At 46.8% G+C, this 21,242-nt stretch carries 13 protein-coding genes; 4 read left to right on the top strand and 9 right to left on the bottom strand.

The annotated features are described in order from the left end of the window. Positions 1–89 precede the first annotated feature (89 nt). Positions 90–1,634 (top strand): glucan-binding protein, encoded by a 1,545-nt coding sequence (locus DWX76_RS05995; protein WP_118522443.1) that lies wholly within the window; start codon positions 90–92, stop codon positions 1,632–1,634. 229 nt (positions 1,635–1,863) lie between these two features. After that, entirely contained in the window at positions 1,864–3,540 is a 1,677-nt protein-coding gene (locus tag DWX76_RS05990; RefSeq protein WP_118468352.1) for an AAA family ATPase, read from the top strand. Positions 3,541–3,743: 203 nt separating this feature from the next. Here the strand turns inward: DWX76_RS05990 and DWX76_RS05985 are convergent, their stop codons facing one another. Beyond that, positions 3,744–5,270 (bottom strand): AAA family ATPase, encoded by a 1,527-nt coding sequence (locus tag DWX76_RS05985; RefSeq protein ID WP_243015228.1) that lies wholly within the window; start codon positions 5,268–5,270, stop codon positions 3,744–3,746. Between the two features lie 405 nt (positions 5,271–5,675). Beyond that, positions 5,676–7,274 carry a glucan-binding protein gene (locus DWX76_RS05980; RefSeq protein WP_118472622.1) on the bottom strand — a complete coding sequence of 533 codons (1,599 nt, stop codon included), beginning with the start codon at positions 7,272–7,274 and terminating at the stop codon, positions 5,676–5,678. A 630-nt stretch (positions 7,275–7,904) separates the two neighbouring features. On the opposite strand from DWX76_RS05980, the gene DWX76_RS05975 reads away from it, so the two are divergent. Beyond that, on the top strand, positions 7,905–9,692 hold the full coding sequence (locus tag DWX76_RS05975) for a phosphotransferase (RefSeq protein ID WP_118468357.1): 1,788 nt from the start codon (positions 7,905–7,907) through the stop codon (positions 9,690–9,692). Positions 9,693–10,015: 323 nt separating this feature from the next. Next, positions 10,016–11,386, top strand: a complete 1,371-nt coding sequence (locus DWX76_RS05970) for an N-acetylmuramoyl-L-alanine amidase family protein (RefSeq protein ID WP_118570289.1) — start codon at positions 10,016–10,018, stop codon at positions 11,384–11,386. Positions 11,387–11,499: 113 nt separating this feature from the next. Here DWX76_RS05970 and DWX76_RS05965 read toward each other — a convergent pair whose 3' ends face one another. From DWX76_RS05965 to DWX76_RS05935, 7 genes are all read right to left on the bottom strand, one after another. After that, positions 11,500–13,617 (bottom strand): glutamine synthetase III, encoded by a 2,118-nt coding sequence (locus DWX76_RS05965; protein ID WP_117796044.1) that lies wholly within the window; start codon positions 13,615–13,617, stop codon positions 11,500–11,502. A gap of 103 nt (positions 13,618–13,720) precedes the next feature. Beyond that, complete coding sequence (fba, locus tag DWX76_RS05960; RefSeq protein ID WP_022360285.1) at positions 13,721–14,584, bottom strand: class II fructose-1,6-bisphosphate aldolase; 864 nt, start codon at positions 14,582–14,584, stop codon at positions 13,721–13,723. 118 nt (positions 14,585–14,702) lie between these two features. Beyond that, a complete protein-coding gene (gene thrC, locus DWX76_RS05955; protein WP_118481948.1) occupies positions 14,703–16,187 on the bottom strand; it encodes a threonine synthase in 1,485 nt (494 codons plus the stop codon). Between the two features lie 189 nt (positions 16,188–16,376). Then, complete coding sequence (locus tag DWX76_RS05950) at positions 16,377–17,888, bottom strand: tetratricopeptide repeat protein (protein WP_022360287.1); 1,512 nt, start codon at positions 17,886–17,888, stop codon at positions 16,377–16,379. Positions 17,889–17,925: 37 nt separating this feature from the next. Beyond that, positions 17,926–18,807, bottom strand: coding sequence for a TPM domain-containing protein (locus DWX76_RS05945; RefSeq protein ID WP_118468362.1), 882 nt, complete (start codon positions 18,805–18,807; stop codon positions 17,926–17,928). Then, a complete protein-coding gene (locus tag DWX76_RS05940; protein WP_118468364.1) occupies positions 18,804–19,889 on the bottom strand; it encodes a TFIIB-type zinc ribbon-containing protein in 1,086 nt (361 codons plus the stop codon). Before DWX76_RS05940 ends, DWX76_RS05945 begins: the two co-directional genes overlap by 4 nt. A gap of 5 nt (positions 19,890–19,894) precedes the next feature. Continuing rightward, a complete protein-coding gene (locus DWX76_RS05935) occupies positions 19,895–21,217 on the bottom strand; it encodes an SPFH domain-containing protein (protein WP_118468366.1) in 1,323 nt (440 codons plus the stop codon). Positions 21,218–21,242: the final 25 nt, after the last annotated feature.

The following is a 21,242-nucleotide window of genomic DNA, read 5'->3' as shown; positions in this document are numbered from 1 at the left end:
TTTTCCATATCCGAAGTATAATGACCTGGTAATGCAGTTAGGATTTCGAGAAAAATATTTCAAAAAGTAAAAAGGAGAGTGCATTAATTATGAGAAAGCAGACTAAATTAGTTGCAGTACTTTCTGCAGCAGCTTTACTCGCTATGGGTGCTTCCATGACTTCTTTCGCAGCTGGTTGGGAGAAAGATGACGCTGGTGTTTGGCACTACTATGACAGCGACGATGAGATGGTAACAGGCGAGTGGAAAAAAGACGGTGGTAAGTGGTTCTATCTGGATGATGACGGCAACATGCTGACAGATTCTTGGGTAGACGATGACTACTATGTAGCTGAAGATGGTCATATGCTGACTAACGAGTGGAAGAAGACCGTGTCCGATGACGATCAGGATGATCCGGACGAGGATGGCGAAAGCTGGTACTACTTCGGCAGCAAGGGTAAAAAGACCACTTCTGATGATAAAAAGATCAATGGCAAGACTTACTTCTTCGATGAAGATGGAAAAATGCAGTATGGTTGGTATGCTGATTCTAACAACAACGTATACTACTTAGGCGAAGAGGATGACGGTGCTAGAACCAACTCTTCTTGGCTGTGGTTAGCTGCTCCGGATTCCGAAGATGATGATGAGAAAGATGCAGCAGATGCCGTAAGCCATGATTCTCAGAATGATGATCCGTGTGATGAAGAAGGTTGGTACTGGTTCGGTAGCGACGGTAAGATGTACAAAGACGCTAAGCAGAAAAAGATCAACGGTAAATACTACTACTTCAACAATCATGGTCAGATGCTGTATGAGTGGATCAATGGTGTTAAAGCAAACGTGGCTTCCAATGCAAAACTGGATAGCGATTCCATCGAAGCTACCGCTTCTGAAGTACGTTACATGAACGTAGTTGAAGAGGGCTGGAGAGCTGATGGCTGGTATCAGATCGATGGTGCTGATGCACTTAAGGCAGGCGATGATACCGATTGGTATTACTTCAAAGACGGTAAGGCTAAGAAAGCTGATGACGGTGAGAAGAACAATACTGACTTAACTGATGACGGTGCTAAAGTATATACCAAGAAGATCAAGATCAATGGCAAGAACTTCTGCTTCAATGAAATTGGTCAGATGCAGACTGGTTTACAGATGATCGATAAGAAATTCTACTACTTCGACAATGATGGTTATATGAAGACCGGCAAGATTGCTAATGTTGAAGAAGAGGATGATAACTACACCTACTACTTCGAGACCAAGAATGGTAAGAATGGTCAGGGTTATACAGGTGAGAAATCCGGTTACCTTTACTGGAATGGCAAGAGACTGGAAGCAGATGATGATTACAGAATCTATGTTGTAGATAAGAAATACTATCTGGTAAACAACAAAGGTAAACTTCAGAAATCTACTTCTAAAGAGTATGATGTAGAAAATTTTGGTGATGACGTTAAGTTTACGTTCAGAAACACATACGAGATTGCCTCTTCTACTAAAGATGGTTCTGAGGGCACCTATAAGAACGCCGCTACATTACCGAAGATTGAGCTGTTCGACAATGCAATTTATCAGGATGCACTGGGCGTTACACACTACGAGAATACAGATGCTTACGAGGCAGCACAGAACGCTGTAGCTAATAAATAATCTATATCTCAAATAACATTTAAAGAAGAGCTGTTACACAAACGTGTGGCAGATCTGAATAAAATGAAAAGGGTTGTGCACTTATATGGTGTAACAACCCTTTTTTGTTAGGGCGATTCCCAGGGGACTTTTTTCTATCTGTTCAATCTCTTTCTCCACCTTGTTTCCCCCATCCTTTCATGATATGATAATAAAAACAGCCTGATTTTTCGAAAGGAGCGATGATTCTATGACGAATCTTAATATTCCGGTTGGCGTCTCGGATTTTTCTCAGATACGTGAAAATGAATATTACTATGTGGATAAAACGGGACTCATTTCGGAATTATTAAAGAAAAGCACAGCAAACGTCACGCTGATTACTCGCCCCAGACGATTTGGAAAGACGCTGGCTATGAGTATGCTGGAACATTTTTTCGATATTCGACATGATAACCATTCGTTATTTCAAGATTTGGAAATCAGTCATGAATCAGCTATTTGTCAAACATGGATGAATCAGCGTCCGACTCTTTTTATTACCTTTAAGGATGTAGATGGGATTACATTTGACAGTGCTTTTGATATGCTGAAATTTGTCATATCCCAGATATGCATCGAATACTCTTATTTGGAGCAAAGCGATGCCGTCAGCGATGCATATAAAGAGATTTTTAAACGACTAAAAAATCAGACTGCATCTGCAACAGATGTAAAGGGTTCTATCCTGATTTTGATGAAAATGATGCAGGCTTATTATGGGAAGACAGTTATTCTTTTGTTGGATGAATACGATGTTCCCGTTGCGAAAGCAAGCAGCAATGGGTATTATCAGGAAATGCTGGAAATCATGAAAGCAATGATGAGTACCTCATTAAAAGATAATTCCAGCCTCTGCTTTGCGGTTGTGACAGGATGCTTGAAAATTGCTAAAGAAAGTATCTTCACTGGAACCAATAATTTTGTTTCGGATACCATCACAGATTCTCGATTAAATGAATATTTTGGCTTTACACAAAACGATGTAAATCAGATTTTAAAGGAATCCAATACTGCCGAATATTCGGATGAAATTAAAGCCTGGTATGACGGTTATCATTTCGGATGCTTTGATGTATATTGCCCGTGGGATGTGATGAATTATCTTCGGGATCTTCAGCATAATCCTTCCATGAAGCCTGAGAGTTATTGGAAGAATACAAGCGATAATGCAATTATTCGCTCTTTCATTGATTATGCTGGAAGCAGTATCACAATGAAATTGGAAAAATTATTGTCCGGCGGATATATTTTCCAAAAGATTGAAGAAAATTTAACCTATGATTATCTTCATTCTTCCGAGGATAACTTATGGAGTATTTTATATTTAACCGGTTATCTGACGCGCGTTCGAGAGATGGATATTCAAGAAACTATTCCAGATGGAACAACCGCGTTGATGATTCCGAATAGGGAAATCAAAGATATTTTTGAGTCAACAATTATAAAATGGTTTAACGAATCAACGAAGCATTGGAACCGCACAGAATTATTTCATGCGGTATGGGATGGAAACAGCGACAGGATGACGGATGAGATGAATAAACTTTTAAGAAAAACCATCAGTTATCATGATTACCGAGAAGACTTTTACCATGCATTTCTGGCAGGTATTTTTACTGGTGCCGGTTATGTGGTGGAGTCGAATAAAGAGCATGGAGAAGGACGAAGCGATGTGATTGTCTACGACTCTGAAAATGGACAATTGGCCCTTTTTGAAGTGAAATATTCCAGCACGCTTGACCAGATGAAACAATCCTGCCAAAAAGCACTTGCCCAGATCGATGAAAAAATGTATGCAAAAGAATTTGAGGATTCCTATGATAAAATTTTGTGTTATGGAATTGCTTTTTTTAAGAAACGCTGCCTGGTATATTTGAAAGATTGAATTAGTAAACGGTACAACGTTCGACCTTGACAAAAAGAGGACTCCGCCACCTCAGACTTCTCTGAAGTGACGGAGTCCTCTTATATCAAGCTATCAGCTTAATGATTCAGATTTGAATTGGATGTCAAATCACATCGGCCGCAAAAAGAGGATTTCTCAATCAACATCTCTTTTTACTGCCGCCGTGACAAATAACTTGCTTTTCATTTTTTAAATTCTAAAATTTTACATTCATGTTTTCGCGTCTTTAAATCATAATTGATTCCAACCAGCAGCATATTTCCTGAATAATCTTCCAGATTCTGGAAATATTGTTTTTTTAATATCTGGTGAATTGCGCCTTCGGCCGATTTGTTCCATTTTAGTTCGACAATCAAAGCTGGCTTATCCGGAAATTCTTTTCGCGGTAAATAAACTATATCTGCAAATCCAGATCCCGATGGAAATTCACGATAAACCTGATAAAAGTTTCTGGCAGCGTAGAGTGCCAGTGATACAGTATAACTCAGTGCATTTTCATTATTATACTGTAAATGGGATGTTTCAAAATGAGCCTGTTCCATATAGACAGCTACTTTTTCTTCATCTTTTCTCCAGATAGCATTAAGTAAATCAGCTGAGTTTTTTAATGCTTTCGAGACCTCTCCCCATTGAGAAACCGAAACCGCATTTACAAACTCTCCACGGATTTCATTATTCGGAATAAAAACTGATTTATGGCTGAAATCGTATCCAAGATATCCCAGATGAATCAGCAAAGTCAGGACATCATCCTCGCTGTGAAATGTCGTCATATCATTGCTGAAACTACCTGTATTGACCGGTACCATTTCTCCGGCCATCATGCTGAGAACATCGTCTTTCAGCCCATCAAAATTCATGTCAATATATCCGCGCAGTGCCTCAAATGTTTCGGTCTGGTTCCAATAAGAATCGCAGATACCAGAAGTCATAGCAGCCACAACCGAACGCGGACTGTAAATAGAAGAGGCTTTTTCAAAGCGATATCCATCATACCATTCTTTGATTTCTGCCAAATCCATTTGATAATCTGAGCAGAGGCAGCGCACCTCATTTTCTGTGAAACCGACATATTGCGCCAGAACACCTGGATTTGCCATCGAGAATTCATCAAACATATTGAGCGCAGAATGGGTACCGTATTTTTTTATTGGCAATATTCCTGTCATATATGCCAGATGTATATGTGCCTTATCCTTTAGAAAATCACGAAGAAAATCCAGATATCGTTCCTGAGCCGCTTTATCTTCTGCGTATTCCCTAAAAATACAATCCCATTCATCAATGATTATAATAAATGGCTCATTTGTTTCAGCATAAATTTCCTTCATATTTTCCGTCAGATCTAATTCATCATAAAAATCAATCGTTGGATATTCACGGCGAATTTCTCTCATGAGTGAACGCCGGATCCGCTGAATCAATTCTTCTACATTAGAGCTTCGACTTAAAAATTCCTGGATATTTAAAAATATAGTTGTGTAAGTGTTTAAATATTTTTTATAATCTTTTGAACAGCTGATTTTTCGGTCTTTAAATAAAGTATCAGACTGACATCCCTTACTATAATAAGCAGCCAGCATATTGGCTGTAATGGATTTTCCAAATCTCCTTGGGCGGCTGACGCAGATATTTTTCTGGTTTGTTGCCAGCACACTGTTGGTATAAGAAATCAGCTCTGTTTTATCTACATAGATCTGAGAATGCACCGCTTCTGAAAAAGCTGCGTTTCCGGGATTTAAATATATACCATATGGCTCCCTCTCTTTTTAATAAAACTGCACGTTTATCACACATCATGATAATTTGTTGTTTTTATTATCATATCATGAAAGAATCAGTGAAACAAGACTTGGAAGATATGCTTAAACTCAAAATGATAGTACTGCAGAGAGTTTTGCATATTCTATTCTTTAACTGACAGAGGGCAAATGCAGTCATACAGACAGGCTTCATTTACATTGCGACCACATAAAAAACTCCGCCATCTCGAAACACTTCGAGGTATCGGAGCTCTTTTTACTAAAAAAGAAGCGGCATTCCAGGAAATATCCTGAAATACCGCTTCTCAATTATCCTAGGTCAAATGACTAATCGAATAAAATTCAGATTAATTATTTGTTTAATCCTAACCAACCTTCAACAGCCTTAGTACCAGCCAGATTTGTGTAGGTATAAATATCGTCATCATACAGCTGGATGAACGGTACAGATACGATCTGATCCTCTGTAACAACATCTTTACCAAACTGAGCTTCTGCATCAGCAATCAGATCCTCAGCTTTGATTGTCTTACCGCTAGCTAAAGTAACGGATACAACTTTCTTGCCGCTGATCTCTACTTTTACATCATCCTCAGCGATGCCCTTGTTCTCGATGTCATACTTCTTGGAGGTCTTCTGAACTTTACCCTTGGTATTGGTCAGATAGATATCTCCATCATAGTAGTACAGTCTGTAGTCATCATCTGCATCCAGTCTCTTACCGTTGAAGTACAGATAATCATCTTTCAGACCATTGTAGCCAAGACCATTCTTACCATTCTTGGTGTTGAAGTAGAATGTGTAATCATCATCGTCGTTCTCTACAGATGTTACGCGGCCAGTCTTCTGATAGCCGTTGGCATCGAAGTAGTAGAATCCGCCGTCAGCCTGGCAGTACTGTAAGCCATCCTGCATCTGACCTTTTTCGTTGAAGGAGAAGTATTTACCTTCAATTTTGATTCTCTGAACGTATACAGCTCCGTCATCATCGTAAGTAGCGAAGTCTTTGGAACCGCCATCAGCGTATTTAACTTCACCGTCATCGATGTAGTACCAGTCTGTATCACCATCAGCATCCAGATCCTCAGCGCCGTCGATCTGATACCAGCCGTTACCTCTGGAACCATCTTCAACTTCGTTGTAGTATCTCATTACGCTGGTTGTAGCTAATTCGCCCTTAGCAAGGTTACCATCAAGCTGTGCGTTGGAACCCTGTTCAACAGCCTTACCATCAATCCACTCGTACAGCATCTGACCGTGCTCGTTGAACATATAGTATTTGCCGTTGATTTTCTTCTTGCCTGTGTCATGATATGCTTTACCAGAAGACTGGAACCAGTACCAACCCTCATCATCACAGTTGTCATCTTCAGAACAATCAAGAACTACTTCCAGATCATCATCATCATCCAGATCGTTCTCATTGTTACCGGATTTCTCAAGCCACAGCCACTGAGACTCAGCTCTCCAACCTTCGTCCTCAGTACCTAAGTAGTATGCGTTGCCGTCTTCCTCGTGCCAGCCATACTGCATCTCACCATCTTCGTTGAAGTAGTAGGTCTTGCCATTGATCTTCTTATCTGTATCGGTAACTTTTTTACCTTTGTTGTTGAAGTAGTACCAATGCTCGCCGCCGTCTTCCGGATCATCTTCATCCTCATCAGCCATGGTCTTTTTCCACTCGTTGGTCAGCATATGACCATCTTCAGCTACATAGTAGTCATCATCTACCCATGTATCTGTCTCCATCTCACCATCTTCGTCAAGATGGAACCATTTACCGCCATCTTTCTTCCACTCATCGGTTACCATCTCATCATCGCTGTCATAGTAGTGCCAAACTCCAGCGTCATCTTTCTCCCAACCAGCTGCGAAAGAAGTCATGGAAGCACCCATAGCGAGTAAAGCTGCTGCAGAAAGTACTGCAACTAATTTAGTCTGCTTTCTCATAATTAATGCACTCTCCTTTTTACTTTTTGAAATATTTTTCTCGAAATCCTAACTGCATTACCAGGTCATTATACTTCGGATATGGAAAATTATCAATAGTTTTTTTACAGAATTTCCAACTTTTTATTTTGAAGTGGAATATTGTCTGTATTTCCTATGTTTCTCTTCCCTGTGAAGTACTGCCTTTCTCCGATACACCCACATTATAATACACGTTTTTCCAAAATACCATAACATTTATCTGTGCATTTTCTTACGGATTTTTTACGAAAATTCTTTATAGTTTCGTAATTGTATTTATATTTGTACAATCATGTTTTAACCGCCAAAATGCCTATATTTCCAGTATTTTTTACGTTTCTTATTTCCCACAGACCACCTTATCAAGCCTTTCGTCACTGTTCACGCATACGTGCCCAGTAACAGTCTTTATTCTTCCCCCCGCAGCATTGCTTTTTCCGTTTACTTTCTCTGTGTTTATGCTATAATGTTCATATATCACTTTTAATTTTATTTTTTGAACACACAACAGCTAGAACCTATTTTCACTCTTATCCATCTATAATGATGACGAAATACGTGAATATATAAGAGAAAAATAAAAGAATTTAATAATTCAGGAGGTTTTATATGGATCGCTATGGACTGATCTGCCGGAGTTTCTATGAGAATCCGGATGTGACCCAGCGGGAGCTTGCTTCGATTTTGAATCTTTCCCTGGGGACTGTGAATAAATTGCTTGGGGACTGCCTGGAGGAGGCATTTCTCATGACGGATATGGATACGGGGAAATATCTGCTGACCGAACAGGGGCTTAAGTATCTGGAACAATTTAAAGTGGATGGCGCCGTCATTACCGCCGCCGGGTTTGGCTCTCGGTTTGTGCCGCTGACGTTTGAAACGCCAAAAGGGCTTCTGGAAGTGTTTGGCGAGCGGATGATTGAGCGCCAGATCAAGCAGCTCCATGAAGCGGGGATCACGGATATCACAATTATCGTCGGTTATTTAAAGGAAAAGTTTGAATATCTGATCGACAAATATCAGGTCAAACTCCTCTATAACCCGGAGTACGCCACCAAAAATAATCTGGCTACGATCTACCATGCCCGCGAGCTGTTCCGCGGCCGCAATATGTATCTGCTTGTCTCGGACAACTGGATTCGGAACAATATGTACCATAAATATGAGTGCGGCGCATGGTACTCTTCTGTTTATATGGATGGTGAAACGTCGGAATGGTGTCTTTCTTCTAATAAAAAGGGACGTATCACATCGGTGCAGGTCGGTGGGCATGATTCCTGGGTCATGTATGGACCTGCGTTCCTCTCGCGTGATTTTTCCAACCAGCTCATTCCGCTCATTGAGGAAGCCTATCATCAGCCTGGCACAGAACAATGGTACTGGGAACAGGTTGTCGTCGATCATATCAAAGAACTGGATTTTTCGATGAACTGCCAGCCGGCGGATCAGGTCTATGAGTTTGAAAACCTGGAAGAACTGCGCCTGTTTGATCCGAAATATCAGAATCATTCGGACAATGCCGCCATGCAGCTGGTCGCACACGTTTTCAATGTAAAAGAGGAAGCGATACACAACATCCGCTGTCTCAAATCTGGTATGACAAACCAGTCGTTCCTGTTTGAACTGGATGGAAAACATTATATCTGCCGCATTCCGGGTCCGGGAACAGAATTTCTGATTAACCGGAAAGAGGAGGAGGCTGTTTACAAGGCGGTCACACCGCTTGGCATTACCGAACATATTTTGTATTTTGACGGAAAAACCGGCTACAAGATCGCCCAGTATTATGAGGGCGCTCGGAATGCGGATGCAAAGAATCCGCAGGAGATGGCCGCCTGCATGGAGATGCTGCGGAAGCTGCATCATTCCGGCGTGACGGTTCCGCACACGTTCCGCATTCGGGAACGGATTGATTTTTATGAAAGGATCTGCCGCGGACATGAGGAAATGCTGTTCGAGGACTACCCGGCGGTCCGCGCCCGGATGAATGAATTGATGGATCGGCTGGATACACTGAAACGTCCTTGCTGCCTTTCCCATATTGATTCGGTTGCGGACAATTTCCTGTTTCTGCCGGACGGCTCCCTGCGTCTGATCGACTGGGAGTATGCAGGCATGTGCGATCCGCTCATTGATATTGCGATGTGCAGTATTTATTCATATTATTCACAGGAAGAGCTTGACCACCTTCTGGAAGAATACCTCCAGCACGCCCCATCAGACGAGGAACGCTTTGTCACGTATGCCTATGCGGCGCTCGGCGGTTTCCTGTGGGCGCTCTGGGCGGTCTTCAAGAGTATGGAAGGGCGCGAATTTGGCGATTACACGATCGTGATGTACCGGTATGCGAAAAATTATTATCGAAAAATTGTTTCCGAGGACTTGTTAAAATTGTAATATTTCCGTTAGGTATTTTACATTTTTCTATGTTATACTTATAAAGTAATTTGATATGATACCAGGGTCAAAAGGTCAGAAGTTCGACGCAAGCTTGCTTGCAGGAAAATTTTTGACCTTGGGACCCGCCAAAAACATGAGTAAGTAGCCATTTTTCAAAGAAAAATGAGCGAATTACGAATGTTTTTGAAGATTGCGGGAGCATATAGTGCGGAGCATCTGGTATCAGAGGGGTCAAAATGCTTTTTGACCCCAACATCTTTGATATTAATTTCTACTGTAATCATAGATAACGATAAATCACATTGCAAGGGGGATACGCGATGCGGAAAAGATATGCAAAACTGCTTGGGCTTGCCTGCCTGATCGGTGCCATGGGGCTGCTTCCTTCTTCCCAGAGCCGTGCGGCCGGATGGCTGAAGGACGGAAACTACTGGTACTACATGACCGACGACGGGCAGAAGCATACCGGATGGGTACATATCGGAGAGAAATATTATTATATGGATGACTCGACCGGCAAGATGGTGACCGGTTGGCGTCAGGATTCATCCACTTCCGCCTGGTATTATTTCAACCAGAGCGGCGAGATGATGACCAAATGGCAGAAAATCAACAACTACTGGTACTATTTTAACCAGTACGGTGTGATGCAGAAGGGCTGGCTCCAGCTTGATACGGTCTGGTATTACCTGGGTGAGGATGGACGGATGTTTACCAACTGGCAGAAGATGGACAACGGCACCTGGTACTATTTCGGCACGGACGGGGCGATGCGGACTGGCTGGCAGAAGGTAAACAGCACCTGGTATTATCTCGACGAAAATGGAAAAATGCTGACCGGTTGGCAGCTCATCAAAAATGAATACTACTATCTCCATGAGGGCAAGATGCTGACCGGATGGCTCAATGACAGCAACGGAAACACCTACTACATGGACAAGACAGACGGCAATATGAGCCGCGGCTGGAAACAGATCGACGGCACCTGGTACTATTTCAATGAATACGGACACCGCCAGAAAGGCTGGATTAAGGTATCCGGCACCTACTATTATCTGGATAAGAACGGTAAGATGGCTTCGAACACAACCCTGACGATTGATTCGGTGAAATACACCTTTGCCAAGAGCGGCGCGTGCCAGAATCCACCGTCCAGTCTCTCCGGCATGAGCGACAGCTATTTTGACCCAAGTGCTTCACAGGGAACAGGGACTTCGTCTGGCAGTTCTTCTTCAAGCAGCACTTCGGGGCCAAGCGGAACGGCTTCGAACAATTCCAATTCAGGGACCTCCAGTTCAGGTAACACCAACAATTCGAATCGTTCCGATCCTTCGACCAGTTTTACTGCACCGGGAAGTTCCAACAGCTCCAGCTCGTCAAATGGTTCTTCGTCGGGCACAACCGTTCCAATTCCTGGAAGCGGCTACAGCAGCTCCACTTCCACGCCGGGCGGGACTTCCAGTTCGTCAGGCTCTTCGAAAAACCAGACAAGCAGCAGTTCCACCAGCGATACCGGCAATGTACCAAGCCGCATCTACAGCAACGGCACGACTTACACCGCACCGACGACATCAAGCTCCAGCTCGTCAGGCTCTTCGTCAAATTCGTCCGATAAACGGATTAACGGATTTACCTCCAATCAGGGCGATACGATTCAGGAGGGACAGACGCAGGGTCCTGGACGGAAATAAACCGTATTTGCAAAATATATAAGTGTTGTTAAAAAAAGATTTTGACCAACGATTCATAGCCTATATCGATGGTCAAAATCTTTTTAATTAAAATCATACCTTCTAAAAGCTGCCTACACCTCAAACACCAAATCCCCATAACTCGGGAACGGCCATAACTCTTTATCTACCAGCATTTCCAGCTCGTCTGCCGGTTTACGGAGAGCTACCATCGCCGGGCATACCTCATGCAGATAGGCGAATGCTTTTTCTTTGTTATCCTTGATCGCAGATGCCTTTGCCAGGATATCTTTGAGTGCCGCCAATGCCACCTTCATCTCTGAAAGTTTATCAGAGGTCTCTAAAAGCAGTTCTTTCTGGACACTGACATCGGCCTCCTCACAGGCAGTCCGGACGGCTGTCAGGGAGGAAGCAAGCTGAGTCGTATATTTGACAACCGCCGGGATGATCTGCTTGCCTGCCATGTCGATCATCGTCTTCGCCTCGATGTTAACAGTCTTGGAATATGCCTCATACTCGATCTCGGCACGGGATTCCAGCTCGGTCCGGGTGTACACGCCAAATTCTTCAAAGAGCTTGATCGCTTTCTCGGTCCGGATTGCCTCGACAGAATCGATACCCGCTTTCAGGTTCGGGAGTCCACGGCGCTCTGCCTCTTTAACCCATTCCTCAGAATAACCATTTCCGCTGAAAATGATACGGCGGTGCTCTGCAAACAGACGCTTGATGATATCATGGACTGCGCTGTCAAAATCATCGCTGTTTTCCAATTCGTCCGCAGCCTCTTTAAACGCTTCTGCCACGATCGTGTTGAGCACGACGTTCGGGGATGAAACAGAATCCGAAGAACCAACCATACGGAACTCGAATTTGTTACCGGTAAACGCAAACGGTGAAGTACGGTTGCGGTCGGTTGCATCCTTGACGAAATCCGGAAGTGTCGCTACTCCCGTCTGAAGTACCTCGCCTTTCTTAGAATGTGCGGCTTCGCCCGTGCTGCACAGCTGATCGATAACATCCTCCAGCTGCTCGCCCAGGAAAATAGAGATGATCGCTGGCGGCGCCTCTGCCGCACCCAGACGATGATCGTTGCCCGGAATCGCGGTGGACTCGCGCAGCAGATCCGCGTGTCTGTCAACTGCTTTCATAATGCACGCCAGAACCAGAAGGAACTGTACATTTTCGTGCGGCGTCTCTCCCGGATTCATCATGTTGATGCCGTCATCGCTCGTCAGGGACCAGTTGTTGTGCTTACCGGAACCATTGATTCCATCAAATGGTTTCTCATGCAGCAGACAGGTCAGGCCGTGATGTCCTGCGACACGCTTCATCGCCTCCATGACCATCTGGTTGTGATCGACTGCCAGATTGACCTGACAATAGGTTGGTGCTAATTCGTGCTGTGCTGGTGCAACTTCGTTGTGCTGTGTCTTTGCACTGACACCCAGACGCCACAGTGTCTCATTTAACTCTTTCATGAATGCACCGACTCTCGGACGGATGCTTCCAAAATAGTGATCATCCATCTCCTGTCCTTTCGGCGGCATCGCGCCAAACAGGGTACGACCGGTGTAGATCAGGTCTTTTCTCTGTAAATATTTGTTCTTATCAACCAGAAAATACTCCTGCTCCGGTCCCACATACGGAATCACACGGTGGGAAGTCGTATTTCCAAACAGGCGGAGAATCCGGAGTGCCTGCTCGTTGATTGCCTGCATGGAACGCAGCAGCGGTGTCTTCTTATCCAGTGCTTCGCCGCGGTACGAACAGAATGCAGTCGGTATGTAGAGTGTCACGCCCAGCGTATCTTCCCGCAGAAATGCCGGGGAAGTACAATCCCAGGTTGTATAGCCGCGTGCCTCAAAGGTGGAACGAAGTCCGCCCGACGGAAACGAGGATGCATCCGGCTCGCCCTTAATCAGCTCTTTACCAGAAAACTCCATGATAACGCGTCCGTTGGAATCCGGTACGGAGATAAACGCATCATGTTTTTCTGCCGTAATGCCGGTCAGCGGCTGGAACCAATGGGAATAATGCGTCGCACCGCGCTCGATCGCCCAGTCTTTCATCGCGTGTGCGACAACATCTGCGATGGACGGATCCAGCTCAGCTCCGTCTTCAATGGTTTTCTTCAGTTTTTTGTAAACACTTTTCGGAAGGCGTTCCTGCATCGCCTTGTCATTAAACACATTTTTTCCGAAAATTTCCGGTACATTGATAATCTCGCTCATTCAATCCCTCACATTAATATGAAAACAGACCGGACCGCCGGTATGTATATCCGCGTTGCGAAATGTACATCCCTGCAGTCCGGTCATGAACCTTACTTATTCATCAGGCTTTTCCGATAGAACCGAACAGTTCCATCTTTGTCTTAACCGTCTCTTTGATCGCCTCAAAACCAGGTGCAAGAAGTTTACGCGGGTCAAATCCTTTGCCCTGCTGATCCTTACCAGCCTCGATATACTGGCGGGTTGCCTCTGCAAATGCCAGCTGGCACTCAGTATTTACATTAATCTTCGCTACACCTAAAGAAATGGCTTTCTTGATCATATCTTCCGGAATACCGGTACCACCGTGAAGAACCAGCGGCATATCGCCTACTTTTTCTTTTACGGCTGCCAGCGTCTCAAAGCTTAAGCCTGGCCAGTTTGCCGGATATTTGCCGTGGATATTGCCGATACCTGCTGCTAGCATATCAACTCCGAGGTCTGCAATCGCCTTGCACTCGTTCGGATCTGCACATTCGCCCATACCGATCACGCCGTCTTCCTCGCCGCCGATGGAACCAACCTCAGCCTCCAGGGAAATACCTTTCTCCGCGCAGACTTTGACTAATTCTTTGGTTTTCTCTACGTTCTCGGCGATCGGATAATGGGAGCCGTCAAACATGATGGAAGAAAATCCAGCATCGATACATTTGTAGCAGCCCTCGTAGGTGCCGTGATCCAGATGCAGCGCAACCGGAACCGTGATGTTCAGCTCTTCGATCATCGCTTTTACCATCGCAGATACTGTCTTAAAGCCAGTCATATACTTGCCTGCGCCCTCTGAAACACCTAAGATAACCGGTGAGTTCTGCTCCTGTGCCGTCAGTAAAATCGCTTTGGTCCATTCAAGATTGTTGATGTTGAACTGACCAACCGCATATTTGCCATCTCTTGCCTTCTGAAGCATTTCCTTCGCACTAACTAACATATACAAACCTCCTCGTTGTCTCTTTTTGATCTAACCAGAGTCTATTATATACCATAATTCAGTATTTGCCTAGCCTGTCAAAAAAATAACAGGCAATTATTTTAATATTTTGTAACTTTTACTGTAAAATCTCCGAAACGGTCTTCTCCATCTCCTCCGGCTTGCACTGGCGGTTGTGACGGATCTCTGCCTTGCGGATCTCCTCGATCGCCTGCGGGATCTTCACGCCGGATGCTTTCTCCATCTCGTCGATAAGCTCGAACTCGCCCTTGCCTTCTTCGCTGCCGAAGATTGCCTCCATGACGCTGCGGGAGAATTTATATGGGCTTGCCGTCGATGCGATAACTGTCTTCTTGGTATCGCCTGTCTCCTTCACATAGTTATGGTATACGCAGGATGCAACGCCGGTATGCGTATCGATCATATAACCGGTCTCATCGTAGAGACGCTTGATCTCGGCTGCATTTGCCGCCTGATCGGCATAACCGCCGACAAAATCTGCCATGCGCGCACGCATCTCGTCGGTAACCGAATATTTGCCATCTTTCGAAAGCTCTTCCATGCGTTTCTTGGTCTCCTCCGCATCGCAGCCGGTGGAGAGATAAATCAGACGTTCCAGGTTGCTGGAAATCAGAATATCCATCGACGGGGAAGAGGTCAGGATGAATGGACGGTTCTTGTCATATACGCCTGTCTTAAAGAAGTCGTACAGAACTTTATTGTCATTGGACGCGCAGATCAGCTTGTCGATCGGCACACCCATCTGTTTTGCAAAATAAGCAGCTAAGATATTGCCGAAGTTTCCGGTCGGAACGGTTACATTGATCTTCTCACCGTTCTCGATCTCGCCGTTTTCAAGCAGTTTTGCATACGCATATACATAGTATACAACCTGTGGTACGAGACGACCGATGTTGATGGAGTTTGCGGAAGAGAGCTGATAGCCTCTGCCTGCTAATTCTTTGGCAAATTCTTTGTCACCGAAGATTTTCTTGACACCGCTCTGTGCATCATCAAAGTTTCCGGAAATACCGACAACGCTTGTGTTCGCGCCCTTCTGGGTCAGCATCTGCAGCTCCTGCACACGGCTGACGCCGTCCTTCGGGTAAAATACGATAATTCTGGTTCCCTCAACATCTGCAAAACCAGCCATCGCTGCCTTTCCGGTATCGCCGGAGGTTGCGGTCAGGATCACAATCGTGTTCTCCGCATGGTTCTTCTTCGCCGATACGGTCATCAGATGCGGCAGGATCGAGAGCGCCATATCCTTGAAGGCAATCGTGCTTCCGTGGAACAGCTCCAGATAATATGCTCCGTCTGCTTTGACAAGCGGCGCAATCTCTTCCGTATCAAACTTACTGTCGTAAGCGCGCTCGATACAGGTTTTCAGCTCTTCCTCTGTGAAATCAGTCAGGAACTGCTTCATAACCGCATAAGCTACTTCCTGATATGTTTTATGGGATAATTCTTCCAGGCTGCAATCTAACGCCGGGATATGATCCGGCATGAACAGGCCACCGTCTGCTGCCAGTCCCTTTAAGATCGCCATCGAAGCCGTTACGTTGTTTTCACCGCCACGGGTACTGCTGTAATTGATTGCCATGATTTTCATCCTCTCTTTTTATCTTTCCCCGTCGTCCCCATCTTTGCAAAGGATGCCGGAGTCAAACTTTCTGCCATGTAAGTGTTCTGTGTGGTTTTGCAGTTCTCCCGCAAAGTTACGGGACCCCCTGCTCACTTTAGTTAAAAATTCTATCATACTTTATGGCACAGCGCAAGAAAAATTCCCCCCTTAATACGTGATCTTCCAGCGCCCAAACAATCCCTTCTTAAAATGGGAAAACCGCCGTGAAGCACTCTCATTTCCCATCTCAATCGCCTTCTGGTAGCACTGTGCCGCCCGCTCGAGATCTTCCGGGGATTCATTTTTCCGTTCGTAGATAAATCCAAGCTCATAGAGTGCATATCCGTCACATTCCGTCTGTGCCGCCCGCTCAAAAAGCTCCTTCGCCTTATTTTCATCGGCGGTGCAGCCTTCTCCCTTCATATAGAGATAGCCTAACTTGGATGCAGACTGCAGACTTCCGGCTTCTTCGCACCGGTTCAGCCACTCAAATGCTTTTGCATAATCGCGGTCTACTCCCTCTTCGCCCTGGAAATACAGGCATCCAAGAATCTCCATGCACTCTGGATTTCCCTGCGAAGCGCCTTTTTCGTACCAGGAAACTGCCTGCTTCATATCAATCTCGCCGTTCAGACCATCCCGATAGATATTTCCAAGCGCCAGACTTGCCTGTCCGTCCGTCTCGATCCCAGCTGCCTCCCGCAGAAGTTTTTCTGCCCGGACAGTGTCCTGCTCATCGGACGGGCGCAGATACAGGCGGGCTAACGGAAGCGCCGCCTCTTTGATGCCTGCCGCATATGCTTTTCCATACCAGTAAAACGCTTTTTCATCATCGCGCTCCACCAGCTCATCCTGATAAAACAGATTTCCAAGTTCTTCAAAGCTCTCCGCCTCGTTCCGCGCCGCGGCTCCTTCCAGCGCCTGGACGGCCGCCTGGATATCGCGCTCTGTGCCCTGTCCGTTTAAATACATCTGCCCCAGATACAGCATGGCGCGGGAAGACCCCTGCTTTGCCGCCGCATAGTCATATTGGAATGCAGCTTCCCAGTCTTCTTCCTGGCGGTAATGTTCCCCCATCTGGAAGAGTCCCCAGACCTCCCCGCTGGCGGCGCACTGGTTCGCCCAGCGAAGTGCCTCTTTTTCATCTTTTTCCCGGTATGTACCATTCTGGCAGCATTTTCCCATCTTAACCATCGCCGGGATAATGCCGCCGTCCGCCGCCCGTTCGTACCAGAAGAGACACTGCTCACGGGCGCTCTCAGTCTGCGGCATATAATCGGCCAGATCTTCCCACTCAACTGCCTCGCCCATCTGCCACGCGGCATAGACATCGCCCATCTCAGCGGCATCCCGCACCTGACGGTAACTTTCCTCGATGGAATAACGTGCCGACTGCTTCATCTGTTCGTCATACTGACCGGCGCGCAGCGCTCCTAACACTGCCCGGGCACTTCCCGCCGAAGCCCCCCGCAGGTAACATTCATACGCTTTTTTCTCATTGAACCCGACAGCCCCGTCCCCCCAGCTGTAACAGTGTCCTAAAAAGAACCATGCTTCCGCATCGCCCGCATACGCCGCCTCTTCCAGCCAGGTAACTCCCTGGGCGTACATCGCATCGTTACACTGTTTCCAGATCTGGTCTGCACCTTTCTCACATAAGCCTGTCATCAGGATTGTCATATATCATTCATCCGCCTTCCACACGAAATTGTATCAATTAAAACTTTCTGCCTCCGCCGCCGTGCATCCTTCCGCTGCTGCCCTGATGTATGGTCGTCCTTCCGGCCGAACCGCCCGAAGCGCCCGGACCCGGATTTTTCGGAATCCGTCTGGTCACTACCGACCGGTTTACAAACTGCTCCTCATTTTGAACAAAATGCAGCGCACTGTCCGCCCGGTATGCCATATGGAAACCCAGCGACTGGCGGTGTTCTTTCTGCATCTTATACTGGCGCATCACCGAAAAGCACGGGAGTGCCGCCACGATTGCAGCCGCGACCGCCGCAAACAGCACCTCATACCATTCCAGGGAATGTTTTTTCTCCTCGCGCACCTGCGTATACTGTCCCGCCGGAACGCCCATCTCCAGATAATTTTCGATGCTGTCGATCGCCCCCAGCGCGCCTTCCGCATAGTTTCCATCCGCCACGCTGTCATATGCCGCATCCAGCACCTTCTCTACCCGCGCATCCGTCAGCACCTTCATCGCATACCCGGTGGTAGAAACGTATATCTCCCGGTTGTCCATATCGATCGAAAGCAGAATACCACTCGCATCGTCCCCGACGCCCAGTCCGTGGGTATCGTAAAAATCATCGGCATAGCTTTCCGCCGATTCTCCCTGTGCGTCCTCGACTGTCAGTACCGCCAGATCGGCATCCTGTGAGTCACGCACCTCATCGATCCGTGTCTCCAGCTCCTGCACTTCTTCCGCGCTGAACAGTCCCGCCTCGTCGAAGACGCGCGTGCCTTCCGCCGCCCATATAAGGCTGACCTGTGAAAATGAAATAAATGCTGCAACAAAGAAGCATATAAAATCTTTCAGCCGTCCATATTTCTTCTTTTTCTGTGTGACTCCCGCCTTTTGATTCTCTATCATATCAGGTATCCTCCCAGCAGCAAAAGTACAAACACAGGAATGAAAATCGTCAAAAACAGGCGCACCAGTTTTTTCGAATCAACCGGCAGGACGCCGCAGACCTTTCCATTTTCCCCATTCATCGCAAAATAGTACATCTGACCGCTCTTCGGATCCGGATAGGTCATCATCCACACCGGAAGCATGGCATAGTTCCATTTTTCCCCCGTGATGGTCTCCCGATGGTTCCGGATATCCACATGATCGTAGCCGGAGACGCTATTTTGCAGGGATTCTCTCGTATACTGCTTGATCTCCTGCTCAATCTCCTGTGTAAATTCTTCCTTTTCCCGGTCGCGCCGCTCCGCCCTAAATCCCAGAAAATAGCCTGCCTGAAACGGGCGCAGCTTCTTCATATCAAACGGAAGCACGGTCTCGGCAAGGCTGCGGTCCACCTGCTTTAACGCGTTGCGCGCCACATCCTTGATGGGAAGCTCCGCCTTTTTCTCCAGATGGTAACGGCTCGTCTCGATATACTCGATCTCCCCCGCCACCGTCACGCGTTTCCGCAGCGCCTCCGCCTGCATCTCACCGGATACCTGACAGCTATACATCCAATATGGATAATAAATTCCCTCCAGATAGTCCATCTGACGCGGCGAGTAGAAATCATCCGGCACATACTTTTTCTTCTGAATCCAGTTTTTAAAGATTTCTTTTGCCTTTTTCTTGTCGATCTCAAACGGAATCAGACCGTCCGGGCGGTATTTACCGTCCAGACTTCCCGAAAGAACCACCGGATTGTGACAGTAACAGCAGTACGTGGACGCCGTCGTCTCCTGTGCCACAATCTCCGCGCCGCAGCTCGGGCAGGTATAGAGAACCATCTTGGACTCCGCCTGCTTCTGGCTCTCTATCTTTTCCGCTTCCGGCATTTCACCCGGCTTCGAAGCTTCCTCTGACTTTCTGGCTGCCTCTTCCATCTCTTTCAACGTCTCTTCCGTAAACGCTGAGAGGCAGTATTCACATTTAAATTTCTGCGTCTTCGGATCAAACACCAGCCCGCCGCCGCAGTTTGGACACTTATATGATTGTATCTCCATACGCCCTATGACCTCGGTTTTCCGCATTCAGAACAAAACTTACCTGTATTGACCGTTCCGCAGCTGCAGGTCCACGGACCGGCTGGTCTTGGCTTGCCGCACTCGGAGCAGAACTTTCCGTGGTTGACATTGCCGCACTCACAAGTCCAGGATTCCGCCGGAGCTGCCGCACTGCCCTGAGGCGGTGCATTCTGTCCTGCCGGTTGTGCATAACCGCCCTGTGGTGCCGCATCCATCTGTCCCGGCTGCTGTGCATAACCACCCTGCGGCGCTCTATTCGCCTGCCCCGGCGCATAACCGCCCTGTGGTGCCGCATATCCCTGCCGCGCCGCCTGCTGCATCTGCATTTGCTGCAGGTTGGACGCCGATGCGGCGCCCATAAATCCGCCGCCGAAGTTCATGCCGGCGCCCATTCCCATGAAGCCTGCCATCGCACCGCTTCCGTTGGAACCGGCTGCCTCAAAGCCGCGTGCCATCGCGCCCTGTACATACCCCTCGCGCACCGACGGGTCGCCGAGCATCGCGCCCTGATTCCGCATATTGATGAGTTTCTGCGATTCTTCATCATAGGAAATGCTGGCGATACCGACTGACTGGATCTCCATGCCACGCAGACGGTTCCACTCTTCATCCAGCGTCTCCGCCATATATCGTCCCAGTTCCCTGCCTTTGGAGGCTACAAAGGAAATCCGCACGCCATCCGCCGACATCTGGTTGATCGAGGTCTGCAGCGCTTCCAGGAACTCCGCTAAATACTGCTCATTGATGGAATCAATCTCCACCTGATCCTGATTTTTCGGAATAGCCTCCGCATAAAATTTCAATGGATCCGTGATCTTGATGGAGTAAGTTCCATGTGCGCGCAGAAACAGCTCGGAATTATAGAATAAATCAAAATAGTTGATCGGCGTCCGTGTGCCGAACTTGATTCCCTTGATCTCCTGGAGATTAATATAGTAGACCTTCTGTGCATACGGCGTCTGTCCGCCATAGCGCACACGGTTGAAGGATTCTTTCAGCGCATCGCCGAACTGTCCGTTAAACAGAGACGGCAGGGATGAATTCTGCACTGTATAATAACCCTCTTCCGCTGTATAATCAACGACCTTACCGCCGTCCACCAGCATCATAAACTGATTCGGGTACACATGGATCACAGAACCATTGGACACCGTTTCCGGCGTTCTCTTCCGGTTCTCCCCGCGGCGTGTCTGCACACCCGCTGAAAATACGGTCTGTTCCCCCATATTTTCCGGTTCAATCACTTCCAGCCACTGATCTGCCAGCCCGCCGCCGACCGCGTGTGCCGCTGCTCTGATAATTCCCATACTCTCTGCCTCCTTGTCCAAATTC

The organism is Clostridium sp. AF21-20LB (assembly GCF_003478795.1).
In the GTDB taxonomy this organism is placed as follows: domain Bacteria; phylum Bacillota; class Clostridia; order Lachnospirales; family Lachnospiraceae; genus Otoolea; species Otoolea fessa.
This window is presented reverse-complemented; position numbering and strand designations above follow the sequence as displayed.

Bases quoted from the DNA above. Each gene is read 5' to 3' on its own strand.
- DWX76_RS05995 (WP_118522443.1), top strand. From the start codon at position 90: ATGAGAAAGCAGACTAAATTAGTTGCAGTACTTTCTGCAGCAGCTTTA.
- DWX76_RS05950 (WP_022360287.1), bottom strand. From the start codon at position 17,888: ATGACAATCCTGATGACAGGCTTATGTGAGAAAGGTGCAGACCAGATC.
- DWX76_RS05980 (WP_118472622.1), bottom strand. From the start codon at position 7,274: ATGAGAAAGCAGACTAAATTAGTTGCAGTACTTTCTGCAGCAGCTTTA.
- DWX76_RS05940 (WP_118468364.1), bottom strand. From the start codon at position 19,889: ATGGAGATACAATCATATAAGTGTCCAAACTGCGGCGGCGGGCTGGTG.
- DWX76_RS05990 (WP_118468352.1), top strand. From the start codon at position 1,864: ATGACGAATCTTAATATTCCGGTTGGCGTCTCGGATTTTTCTCAGATA.
- DWX76_RS05945 (WP_118468362.1), bottom strand. From the start codon at position 18,807: ATGATAGAGAATCAAAAGGCGGGAGTCACACAGAAAAAGAAGAAATAT.
- DWX76_RS05935 (WP_118468366.1), bottom strand. From the start codon at position 21,217: ATGGGAATTATCAGAGCAGCGGCACACGCGGTCGGCGGCGGGCTGGCA.
- thrC (WP_118481948.1), bottom strand. From the start codon at position 16,187: ATGGCAATCAATTACAGCAGTACCCGTGGCGGTGAAAACAACGTAACG.
- DWX76_RS05970 (WP_118570289.1), top strand. From the start codon at position 10,016: ATGCGGAAAAGATATGCAAAACTGCTTGGGCTTGCCTGCCTGATCGGT.
- fba (WP_022360285.1), bottom strand. From the start codon at position 14,584: ATGTTAGTTAGTGCGAAGGAAATGCTTCAGAAGGCAAGAGATGGCAAA.
- DWX76_RS05965 (WP_117796044.1), bottom strand. From the start codon at position 13,617: ATGAGCGAGATTATCAATGTACCGGAAATTTTCGGAAAAAATGTGTTT.
- DWX76_RS05975 (WP_118468357.1), top strand. From the start codon at position 7,905: ATGGATCGCTATGGACTGATCTGCCGGAGTTTCTATGAGAATCCGGAT.